This window comes from Clostridium sp. MCC344 (assembly GCF_018785365.1).
GTDB lineage: Bacteria > Bacillota > Clostridia > Lachnospirales > Lachnospiraceae > Pilosibacter.
In genome coordinates, this window is sequence record NZ_WQPQ01000005.1 from 1 (window position 1) to 9,063 (window position 9,063).

Here is a 9,063-nt window from a genome sequence, read left to right on the forward strand (position 1 = left end):
AGTAGAAGGTGTAGACCCAAGCCGTGTCCGAGACAGTATCCGCCGTGGATTAAAGCAGCTTGTAAAATATTTTTGATAAAATTTCATTTGATGCGCCTGTTTTTTGCCTTTTTTGTCAGTGTTAATAAGAAGGACAAGTTTTCATCCTTCATCAGTACATTGACAATCGAATAGACAACACAACAGGTACATAACCCATGTACGAGCGAATATGAAACGCCGCGAAGATGGAGCAGTCAGGGAGGTGATGAAAGAACTGCTTCGGAGCGATCTACGATTTCATAAAACGGATTGTGGCAGATTCGGCGCGATGACTGCATGGGGGCTTAAAGATACTTCCTCACGGCCCGCCAAAGACTTGGGGGGAACCCTGCGGCACACGATACGAACGATGCTGCGGAGTTATGACAGCCGCGCCAGCGGAGACCTGTTGTGTTCCCATCATCAGGGGGCGTGGCAAATGTGATGAAAGCTGAGTTATATAAATAGGAAGCGTTTGTAGCTTCCTGTTCAAAAACAGATACCATGCGCTGGCAGTTTCGGCTGCCAGCGTATTCATGTGGTTTTGAATAAACACGATGACAAACTTGACAGATTGGAGGAAATATGCTTTATGGAAAAACTTATTACACGAAAAGAAGCAGCAGAAATTTTAGGTATCAGCATTGCAACGCTGGACGCGGCCCGTAACAATGGTCTTATTTCTTATGTGCAATATGTGCAGAATGGCTGTGTGTACTTTACTTCAGCTGGCCTTCAGGAGTATATCGCAAAATGCACCCACAGAGCAAAGCCAGCAGAAAAGAACGCAACTTATCGTAAACCTCGCAGAGCTGGAGTATGAGCCGGTCCGTATCCTTGCTGGAAACGGAATGGTCTGATAAAACATAGATACAGCGCTGGAGTATATTCTTAGGAGGTGGCGGAATTGGCAAAAAGAAAAAGAGCAATTCCACAATACGGTACAGTTACGCTTAACGGCATAGATTATTATAGAACGCGGGTTCAGAACGCAGATGGAAAACTGGTGGCCCTTTATGCGAGAACACCGGAAGAATTATATGATAAAGAGTTGGGTGCATTAGAGCAGATCGACAACGATACATTCTGCCGGAAATCCCCGACGGTTGCAGACTACTGTGAAAAATGGCTTTTGATGCAGTCGGTTCATGTGAGGGCAACTACGCTGATAGATTATACATCAAAGGTCAGACGGCACATTATAAAAGAACTGGGACAGATGCGGATGGCAGATGTGACACTGGATGACATTCAGCTTGCACTTGTTCCTGTTTCCGAGAAGTCCGCTTCGGTATATAAGTCAGTGGTTATCCTGTATAAATCCATTTTCCGTGCAGCAAAGGAAAGTAAGATTATTGATAACAACCCAACGATTTACCTTACGGCCAAAGGTGGAGGCGTTCCGCAGAAGGACAAAGCGGCATTGACGGATGAACAGGCTTCCAGACTGCTGGATGCCATTCAGGGACTTCCGCCGTATGTATTTGTCATGTTAGGGCTGTATGCAGGCTTGCGGCGAGAAGAAATTCTTGCCCTAAAATGGGATTCTGTATATCTGGATGTGGATTGCCCTTATTTAACGGTACGCAGGGCATGGCACACAGAAAATAACAGACCGGTGATTCTGGATGAGCTGAAAACGAAAGCCGCGCATCGAAATATTCCGTTGCCGGTTTGCCTGGCGGACTGTCTGAAAGAGACAAAAGCTAATTCACAGTCAGAATATGTAGTGCCGAACCGGGATGGTGATCCGCTGTCCTATACACAGTTCAAGCGGCTCTGGCAGTACATTGTAACCCGAACAGTCAAGGAGCGTTTCTATTATCGCTACGAGGATGGAAAACGTGTAAAGCACACGGTTACGCCGGTCCTCGGTGAAAAGGCAGCACATAACGGCAAAGTGATTTACAGTTTGGATTTTGAAGTGACGCCGCATCAGCTGCGGCATACATACATTACGAATCTGATTCATTCGTCCGTGGACCCGAAAACGGTTCAATACCTGGCGGGGCATGAGAGTAGTAAAATTACGATGGATATTTACGCAAAGGTCAAATACAACAGACCGGATGAGCTGGTAAGAACAATGGGTGGTGCATTTGCCCAGTGGGATGCAGCACAGGCATAACAATCATAAAGAGCAGGAAACAAAGCTGGAGCGAGGCAAGGATGTCTCGCTCTTTGTTTTACATAATCCGTATCTTTGATTAAGTGGGTGCTTTCTGATAAAAAGAAGGTGTGAATTTAAGAACACTCATTATCAGGAAAGGAAGATTTGTATGGCTAAGAAAAAACAAAGCGTTCCAGAGTACGGAACGGTTACAAGAAAAGGAACACTGTATTACAGAACCAGAATTACAGATGCCGATGGAAAGCAGGTCAGCTTATATGCGACCACCTGTGAAGAATTATATGAAAAGCAGTTGGAGGCGCGGAGACAGGTGGAGGAGATCATCTTTCACCGAAAGCATCCGACGGTTGCCGAGTATTGTGAGAAATGGCTGCTGATGCAGTCAGCAAAGGTGTCTACGGCTACTATAAAAGGATACAGACAGAATATGAAGAATTATGTCATTAGCTCTCTGGGAGATATGTATATGGAGGAAGTGACTGCGGATGATATTCGTCTGGCGCTTGTTCCGCTGTCTCAAAAATCGAAAGGACTGTATGATACGGTAAATATGCTGATTAAGTGTGTGTTTTATTCGGCAGAGCGCAGTCAGCTGATAACCGATAATCCGTGTGTAGGAATTTCAGCAAAGGGCGGAAAAGCATCGAAAAAGAAAGATGCCTTAACAGATCAACAGGTTGCGGTTCTGTTGGATACGGTGAAAGAGCTTCCGCCATATCATTTTATTATGATTGGTTTGTATTCCGGCTTGCGTCGGGAAGAAATTCTTGCATTGCAATGGGATTGTGTATTCCTAGATGAATCCACACCATACATTTCTGTGCGGCGTGCATGGCGCGCGGAGCATAACAGGCCGGTGATTTCTACCGTCCTAAAGACAAAAGCAGCTAAAAGGGACATTCCCATTCCGAAGTGCCTGGTGGACTGCCTGCGGGAAGCAAAATCCAATTCCATATCGGAGTATGTGATTGCGGACAGTGAGGGACAGCCGCTTTCCTATTCTCAGTTTACGAGAGTTTGGCAGTATGTAGTTGTTCGTTCTGCGAAAGAGAGAACTTACTATAAATATGTGAATGGACAGAGCATCAAATATACCGTCAAGCCGACATTAGGAACAACACAGAGGAACAATCCCAAGATTCGCTATACCCTGAATTTCGATGTAACACCGCACTTGTTGCGGCATACCTACATCACGAATCTGCTCTATGCGGGCGTTGACCCTAAGACAGTTCAGTATCTGGCAGGGCATGAGAATAGTAAGACAACTATGGACATTTATGCGAGGGTCAAGTATAATAAACCAGAGGAACTTTTCGAGGTAGTGAATGATGCTTTGAACCAGGAGAATTTCGATGAAAAATCACCGATTTCTATGGTTAAGGAATAGGACAACCGACAACAGAAAATGCGAAAAAGCCCGTAATATCAAGGAAAAACGCACCATAGAGATGTTTAGTACGGCCTCAAAGCCGCTCGTCGCGCTCCGCAGTTCAGCAAGCGATAATCTACAGCTTAATAATGCTAAAAAAGCCCGGAAATACGCCATTTTCCGGGCTTTTTCTATGCCTGAAATCGCCTGATTCCGATGGTGAAATTTGAGGAAATTTGATTTCAAATTAACCCATTTTGATGGGTTTACCATGGGTTTACGGCCTATTTTTGAGCCTAATGGGTGGGAAAATGGGTTTACAGAAGGCCATTTTGGAGGGGAAATTAGCCCCATATCCTTGACAGATTTTCGGCAAAAATCCGGCTGAAACGGAATGAAAAACAGTGTCAGGTTCGTTTGGCGAGTTCTGACGAATTCTGCAAAAATTTAATATCAGGTATCCTGTTACATAGAGCCTTGGCTCATTCTTTGAAAACGAGAATGGGTCGAGGTTCTATTTTTTTCGCCCGAAATCCGGCGAGACAAATTTGAGCAGGAGGTAACAGGTATGACGGATTTCAATCAGAAGACCCATGACACCGATGTGGGCAGTCATGGCGGACAGTCAAGGCAGATGATGGAGGTGTTTGAGAACCAGGAGTTTGGTTCGATCCGCGTGTTGCAAGAGGCGGGCAAGACCTTTTTCTGTGCAAGCGATGTGGCGAAAGCCTTGGGGTATGTGAATCCCTACGCCGCAGTGAAACGCCATTGCAGAGGCCCCCTAACGAAACGCGAGGGGGTCGTTCAGAAGGTGAATCAGTATGGAGATGCTGGAGAGCAGGTCGTTGAAATCTCCTTTATCACAGAAGGCGATGTTTACCGGCTGATCGTTCACAGCAAGCTGCCATCGGCAGAACGATTTGAACACTGGGTGTTTGATGAAGTTCTCCCGTCCATTCGCAAGCATGGTGTGTATATGAGCGATTCCATTTTGGATCAGGTGATTCAGCATCCGGAGGTCATCTACACACTGGCACAGGAGCTTGTAGCCGAGAGAGAGCAGCTTGAGGGTATCTGCAAACAGCTGGATGCGGCACAGCCCAAGGCAGACTACTTCGACACCTTTGTAAATTCGGAAGATTGCACCTGCATCCGGAATTTCTGTAAGGAAATCGGAATCCCAGAGAAGACGGCAGTAGCTCTCTTACTGGATCACCGCTATCTGTACCGCAGTCCAAGCGGCTGGCTGATGCCTTTTGCAGACAAATCTGCAAGGGGCTATTTTATTGTCCGGGATTGCTACGGCAGAAGCGGAAAACTGGTGCAGCAGACGAGAGTGACCTGCAAGGGAAAGAATCATCTCTTCAAGTTGTTTAAGAAATGGGGTGTGATCGAATGACGCTTTTTACAGAGGGACGCCTTCAGGCGTTTGAACGCATGATGCAGGATACCGGCAAATACCATCGACGGGAGGACAGCGAAGATCGTTCGCGCAAATGTCCGAAGAAAAAAACGGAGCCTGCGAAAAAGGATGGTGAGCACCATGCCGGTATTCAGGGTTGAGAAAAACAGCAATTACACAACGATGTGCAATTACCACCTGCGGGATCAGGGTCTCAGCCTGAAAGGAAAAGGACTTCTCTCTATGCTGCTTAGTTTACCGGACACATGGAACTATTCGGTACGGGGATTATCTTCGATTACACCGGATGGCGTAGATGGGGTGCTTACAGCTCTGAAAGAACTGGAACGTCTTGGATATCTGGAAAGGAACCAGCAGCGTGAGAGTAACGGTCGGATGGGCAGAGCGGAGTATGTGATCTATGAGATGCCAAGGAAAAAGCCGTGTTCGGAATCACCGTGTACGGAAAAGCCGTATACGGTAAATCCGGATACGGACACACCGGTTACGGAAAATCCCGCGCAATTAAGTACTAATAGAACAAGTACTGAAACAATCAATAAAAGAGAGAAGAAGGAAATCCAGCACCGGTATGGCTCATACGAAAATGTCCTTCTCTCTGACACGGAATACGGCAAGCTCCGGCAGGAGTTCCCAGGAGATTATCAGATGCGGGTGGAACGGCTCTCTGAGTATATGGCTTCCACCGGCAGGAGCTACAAAAATCACCTTGCCACAATCCGGAGCTGGGCAAAGAGAGAAAAGCCGAAGTATAACCCGGCAGACTACACATTTGAGGAAGGAGACAGCCTATGAGCGACATGGTGCCTGAAGTCAGAGAGTTTCCGAGCTGGAAGTCCTGCTCTGCAAAATCTATGAGGACAACATTTTAGGAAAGCTGTCCGACAGCAGATACACCACTCTGGACGCTCAATACGAAAAGGAACAGTCCGAGCTTACCGTTGAAATCTCCGATCTGGAAAAGGCTATCAAGAGCTACGAGAAGCACGAAAAGGACGCTGACCGTTTTATCGCTCTGATTGACAAGTATGAGAACTTCGACAAGCTGACGATTGCCATGCTCAATGAGTTTATTGAGAAAATCCTTGTGCATGAGCGTGACCGCAAGGGCAGTATTCAGACCACACAGGAGGTCGAGATTTACTTCAATTTCGTGGGTCGTTTCGTTCCCCCTGCGTTTGGCGAAGTGGAGCTTACCCCGGAGGAATTAGAGGAAATCCGCAAGCGTGAGGAACGCAAGGACAGGCTCCACCAGAACTACTTGAAGCGGAAAGCCAATGGTAAACAGAAAGAGTATGAGGAGCGCACGAAAGCCAAGAAAAAAGCGGAGATTGAAGCCAGAAAACAGGCAATCCGCACCGAGGATATTGCCAGAGGGGTATTTATCCCGGTGAGCAGTTTGCCGCAGCTGGGACCGAGAAAGGGAGCGTGATTTTATGAAAGAGTTGAAACCGAGAATCCATGAGAACGGTATGGACTATGTGTTGGTGGGCGACTACTATGTGCCGGACTTGAAGCTGCCGGAGGAACGCCGACCTATTGGGCATTGGGGACGCTTGCACCAGTCCTATCTGAAATTGCACCGTCCCATGCTTTACAACGAGCTAATTTTGTCCGGCAGGCTCCACACCGTCGTTGCCGATCTGAACGAGCAGGCGGCAGACAGGCTGGACTTGATTATCCGGCAGATGATGAAAGCCGAGGGCGTGACCGAAGCCATGAAAGCGGAAAATCAGATGTTATGGGTGCAGTCAATGAACTCCATCCGCTGCCGGGCAGAGGAAATCATCAAGACGGAACTAATCTACTGTTGAGAGAGGTAAAGCTATGATTTTGAAAGCCATGTATAATGGGGAGTTTTATCCCTGCGAGACAGTTGTACCTACATCACCGGAATACCGAAAGGCAGTCATAGCCTGTGAAAAGCTCATGGAGCAGTTGTCCCAGCGGCTCAGCAAAGAGGACTATGAGCTGGTGCAGGAACTCCGGGCGCAGACAGCAATCGCCCAATGTGAAGAAAGTGAAAGTCACTTCAAGTATGGCTTTTCCGCTGGGCTGATGTTCAGCAGGAAGCCCATGAACAAGTGCAGCAGAAGAAAGAAAAATAGATGAAGAAAGCCGCCTGAGCAGAAAGAAACTGTTCGGGCGGTTTCAGCATTCGCCAGTAGATTTATTCACACTCTTGTGATAAAATTTACTACAATAAAGAGCGTGATAGCACTAATTTTATGGGGGGATGCTTAATGAATAGAATTTTGAAAAAATTTTTACAGCGGGGTGTCGATTTAAGTCCTGTGGGAGTTGAACTCCGTGAGGATAATACAAATTATTTTTGTACCCCAAAAGGGGCATCGGTTTTTGGATGGGCAGGGATAGATGGTATCCACTTCTGTTTCATTCGTGGATTTGGAGAGATGGTTTTCTCTGTCAGCCCCATGAATACTTCTCCTGATTATGTTCATCCAGTAGCTGAAAATTTTACCGACTTTCTGCGGCTTATACTGGCTTGTGGTGATGTGGCGGCAGTGGAACAAGCGTGGATGTGGAACGAAGCACAGTTTGAAGCCTTTCTCAATGAAAACCCTACAACCCAGGAACAACAGCAAACTTTATCGGAAATTTCAGAGAAGATGAATTTGTTGCCTATGGAACAACCGTGGACATATATCAAAAACCTGCAATCTTCCTTTGATTACAGTCAGATTAAATACACAGAAGATTATTACGATAATGATATGACTTCAGAGGCAGAATTGGTTGCCCCTGAATGGAAGGTCTACTTTGATGGAGATTTCTGGGGACATCGAGGTAAAGACCGTGCCGGAAAAGAGATCAAGCTGGATAAACAATTCGATTGGGCTGGATATCATTGGGTAATTCCGGCAGCTTATTCATGTAGCAAAGGACTTGTCGTTGATTTTTGTATGCGAGTTGATTCAGAAAGCATCCGTGACTTCATGAAAAAATGGAATCTGGACTGGGAAAATGACTCATGTGAAAATTTTACCCGTGAGCAACAGATGCAGATGGAATGGGAAAACCCACTTTGTTTTAACTTCAAACCTTGCTTGAAGTTAAACGAGAAAATATTACAGACAACCCATGGCTGCGCTGTGAGCTTTAATCCTTGTCTGCCAGATGGCGTTATCAATGAGTTGGAAGCAAAATGGGCAATCGACCATTATGGGCTGGATAGTACTTATGGCTGGGTCATATGCAGAGACGTATTTCCTTGGGGGACCAAGCATCACCCTGAAATCAATAAACTTTTTCTTACAATGGAGCAGCAACCAGGACAAGTTCCAGGCTCACATTTCAAAGTTCACGCACCCGGAGATTCATTTATGTTTTCCCATCCTGTTAGCGGAATAACCCATACACTGACCGTGCAGGAAATAGAACAGCAGACAGTTCCTCAAAATAGTTTTGGTTCTGATCGCTGGATTTATCCGACACATTATATTGCCATGAGTTATACACTTACCCCTGAACCGATGGAGAACATTTCGGTTTTTGACTGTGATGAAGGCGATAGACCGATAGAAGTTACACCAGACGATCATTCGTTCCGTCCAGTTGGCAGTAGTTCCTGTTTTGTTGTTGGTGTTATTGGTGGTGCAGATGGTCCGACAGCAGTTATATATGGAACAAATTCACAAGAAAAACTTCATGCTGCTTGTTCTGCTCTGCACTTTGAACCGGTTGGTGATGATGTCGAGTGGCGTATCGTGTTCAATGTTACGCAGTTTGACAAAGAAACATTCCCAATTATCTAAAAATACCCTTAGAACTCTAAGGGCGCACTTCTATACTCTCCTATCGGGAGTATCGTGCGTCCTGCGGAGCTTCATTCTCCGTCAGCAGAAGAAAACTGCTTGACCGAGAATGTTGCGTCACTTCGTTCCGTCAAGGTGGCTACACCCCCTTGCGCCGCTAAAGCGGCTATCCCTTGTGGACTTGCCGTCCGCAAACAGCATAAAATGCTGTTCGCCGCCAGCAAGTTTGAAGGCGAATAAAATGAATTTTATGGAACAAGCAAATCGGAATTTGAGGAGGTGTTCATATGAAGAGAGCATTGCTTTTTATTTTCATGACGGTTTGTGTATTAGGAATGTC

Annotated in this window: 9 protein-coding genes and 2 pseudogenes; all 11 read left to right on the top strand. The window is 46.2% G+C overall.

From position 1 onward, the window contains the following. Positions 1 to 76: pseudogene (locus tag GPK90_RS00510) on the top strand (sigma-70 family RNA polymerase sigma factor); the annotation flags it as partial. A gap of 537 nt (positions 77 to 613) precedes the next feature. Continuing rightward, entirely contained in the window at positions 614 to 844 is a 231-nt protein-coding gene (locus tag GPK90_RS00515) for a helix-turn-helix domain-containing protein (protein ID WP_008728422.1), read from the top strand. 84 nt (positions 845 to 928) lie between these two features. After that, complete coding sequence (locus tag GPK90_RS00520) at positions 929 to 2,149, top strand: tyrosine-type recombinase/integrase (RefSeq protein WP_147571830.1); 1,221 nt, start codon at positions 929 to 931, stop codon at positions 2,147 to 2,149. A gap of 151 nt (positions 2,150 to 2,300) precedes the next feature. Further along, positions 2,301 to 3,542: a tyrosine-type recombinase/integrase gene (locus GPK90_RS00525; RefSeq protein WP_147571829.1), complete on the top strand. Its 1,242-nt coding sequence runs from the start codon at positions 2,301 to 2,303 to the stop codon at positions 3,540 to 3,542. 550 nt (positions 3,543 to 4,092) lie between these two features. Then, positions 4,093 to 4,923: a phage antirepressor KilAC domain-containing protein gene (locus tag GPK90_RS00530; protein WP_118533279.1), complete on the top strand. Its 831-nt coding sequence runs from the start codon at positions 4,093 to 4,095 to the stop codon at positions 4,921 to 4,923. Continuing rightward, complete coding sequence (locus GPK90_RS00535) at positions 4,920 to 5,087, top strand: hypothetical protein (RefSeq protein ID WP_171032223.1); 168 nt, start codon at positions 4,920 to 4,922, stop codon at positions 5,085 to 5,087. The genes GPK90_RS00530 and GPK90_RS00535 overlap by 4 nt, the downstream gene beginning before the upstream one ends. Further along, complete coding sequence (locus tag GPK90_RS00540) at positions 5,068 to 5,742, top strand: helix-turn-helix domain-containing protein (RefSeq protein WP_097772875.1); 675 nt, start codon at positions 5,068 to 5,070, stop codon at positions 5,740 to 5,742. The genes GPK90_RS00535 and GPK90_RS00540 overlap by 20 nt, the downstream gene beginning before the upstream one ends. Before the next feature lie 19 nt (positions 5,743 to 5,761). Further along, positions 5,762 to 6,379, top strand: a pseudogene (locus GPK90_RS00545) (DUF4368 domain-containing protein); the annotation flags it as partial. Positions 6,380 to 6,383: 4 nt separating this feature from the next. Then, positions 6,384 to 6,761: a TnpV protein gene (locus GPK90_RS00550; protein WP_005944774.1), complete on the top strand. Its 378-nt coding sequence runs from the start codon at positions 6,384 to 6,386 to the stop codon at positions 6,759 to 6,761. Between the two features lie 13 nt (positions 6,762 to 6,774). After that, on the top strand, positions 6,775 to 7,059 hold the full coding sequence (locus GPK90_RS00555; protein ID WP_215701862.1) for a DUF6809 family protein: 285 nt from the start codon (positions 6,775 to 6,777) through the stop codon (positions 7,057 to 7,059). Positions 7,060 to 7,190: 131 nt separating this feature from the next. Continuing rightward, positions 7,191 to 8,723 (top strand): hypothetical protein, encoded by a 1,533-nt coding sequence (locus GPK90_RS00560; RefSeq protein ID WP_015573038.1) that lies wholly within the window; start codon positions 7,191 to 7,193, stop codon positions 8,721 to 8,723. Positions 8,724 to 9,063 lie beyond the last annotated feature (340 nt).

Excerpts from the sequence above, each read along its gene's own strand:
- GPK90_RS00515 (WP_008728422.1), top strand. The coding sequence starts at position 614 with ATGGAAAAACTTATTACACGAAAAGAAGCAGCAGAAATTTTAGGTATC.
- GPK90_RS00525 (WP_147571829.1), top strand. The coding sequence starts at position 2,301 with ATGGCTAAGAAAAAACAAAGCGTTCCAGAGTACGGAACGGTTACAAGA.
- GPK90_RS00530 (WP_118533279.1), top strand. The coding sequence starts at position 4,093 with ATGACGGATTTCAATCAGAAGACCCATGACACCGATGTGGGCAGTCAT.
- GPK90_RS00535 (WP_171032223.1), top strand. The coding sequence starts at position 4,920 with ATGACGCTTTTTACAGAGGGACGCCTTCAGGCGTTTGAACGCATGATG.
- GPK90_RS00540 (WP_097772875.1), top strand. The coding sequence starts at position 5,068 with ATGCCGGTATTCAGGGTTGAGAAAAACAGCAATTACACAACGATGTGC.
- GPK90_RS00550 (WP_005944774.1), top strand. The coding sequence starts at position 6,384 with ATGAAAGAGTTGAAACCGAGAATCCATGAGAACGGTATGGACTATGTG.
- GPK90_RS00555 (WP_215701862.1), top strand. The coding sequence starts at position 6,775 with ATGATTTTGAAAGCCATGTATAATGGGGAGTTTTATCCCTGCGAGACA.
- GPK90_RS00560 (WP_015573038.1), top strand. The coding sequence starts at position 7,191 with ATGAATAGAATTTTGAAAAAATTTTTACAGCGGGGTGTCGATTTAAGT.